Origin of the sequence: Actinophytocola sp., from assembly GCF_035942955.1 — a bacterium.
Lineage (GTDB): Bacteria > Actinomycetota > Actinomycetes > Mycobacteriales > Pseudonocardiaceae > DASYTH01.
This window is the reverse complement of sequence record NZ_DASZCQ010000357.1, coordinates 1-1,587: the sequence shown is the minus strand read 5'-3', so window position 1 is coordinate 1,587 and position 1,587 is coordinate 1. Positions and strand designations below refer to the sequence as shown.

Genomic DNA, 1,587 nt, shown 5'->3' with positions numbered 1-1,587 from the left:
CGCCCGACCCGGCCGACGTCTGCTTCAGCGCCGGCGCGCGCCGGGCCCCCCTGCCGCACCGGGTGGCCATCGCGGCGCCGGACCGCCGCACGCTGATCGAGGCGCTGCGGCGGTTCGCCAACCCCGATCCGCTGAGCCCGGCGCTGGCGGCAAGCGGGCGGGCCGACCGGCGGGCCAGGGTGGTGTTCGTCTTCTCCGGCCAGGGATCGCAGTGGTTCGGCATGACCCGGGACCTGCTCGCCACCGAGCCGGTGTTCGAGCGGGCCATGCGCGAGTGCGACGAGCTGATTCACGCCGAGCGCGGCTGGTCGCTCGTCGACCGGCTGCGCTCCGAGACTCCACTGGCCGGCGAGCAGGAGATCCAGCCCGCCCTGTGGGCGATCCAGGTCAGCCTGGCCACGCTGTGGCGGCACTGGGGGATCGAGCCGGACCTGGTCATCGGGCACAGCATGGGCGAGGTCGCGGCGGCGACCACGGCCGGCGCGCTGACCCCGCGCGACGGGGCCGCGGTGATCTGCCGGCGCAGCGCGCTGCCCGGCACGCTGCCGAACCCGGGTGAGATGGTGGCGGTGGAGCTCGGCGAGCGCGAGGCGCGGGCGGCGATCGGCGACCGGGCCGACCGGGTGAGCGTGGCGGTGGTCAACAGCGACAGCACCACCGTGCTGGCCGGCGACCCGGACGCGCTGGCCGCCGTGGTCGGGCCGCTGCGCGAGCGCGACGTGTTCTGCCGGCAGATCCGGGTCAACTACGCGGCCCACTCGCCGAGCGTCGAGCCCCTGCGGGACGCCCTGCTCGCCGCGCTCGCCGGCGTCCACCCGCGGCCCGGCGCGATTCCGATGCACTCGACCGCCCTTGACCGCGTGGTGTCCGGCGACGAGCTCGACGCCGCGTACTGGTGGACGAACTTCCGGGCGCCAGTGCGCTTCGGCTCGGCCGTGCGCGCCGTGCTCGCCGAGTGGGCGCCGACCCTGTTCATCGAGATCAGCCCGCACCCGCTGCTGATCGCGGCGATCGAGGACGCGATCGACCTGTGCGGCGCGGACTCCGTCGCCGTGCCGTCGCTGCTGCGCGAGGCGCCCGGGGGCGAGTGCCTGCGGTCCGCGCTCGGCACGGCGTACGTGCGGGGCTGCGTGCCGGACTGGGCCCGGCTGTACGAGGGCGCGCGGTTCGTCCCGCTTCCGACATATCCGTGGCAGCACCGGAAGTTCTGGGTCAGATCCGAGGCCCCGCCCACCCGGGTGCGGCCGGGCGAGCGAGCGGGGGTCCGCTCGCTGGGATCGGTCCGCAGGTCCGCCGCTCCCCCCGACCCGACCCCACCACCCGCCGGCATGTCGGCGAAGGAGCTGGCCGAGGACATCGCCCGGCGGCTGGCCGAGATGCTGGCGGTGTCCGCCGACACGATCGACGCGACGGTGCCGCTGTGCCTCACCGGCATGGACTCGGTGCTCGCCGCCCGGTTGCGGCTGCGGCTCAAGCAGGACCTCGGCCTGCACGTGATGCTCGCGGACCTGCTCGGGGACAGCTCGCTGCTCGACGTCGCCGAGAACCTGCTCGACGATCCCGCGCGGCCCGAGCCGGCGCGGGGGC

General features: G+C 75.7%; 1 protein-coding gene. It reads left to right on the top strand.

Features of this window, described 5'->3' with window-relative positions; translation table 11 throughout:
• On the top strand, positions 1–1,587 hold a 1,587-nt coding region (locus VGX25_RS34970; protein WP_326922272.1), incomplete at both ends, for an acyltransferase domain-containing protein.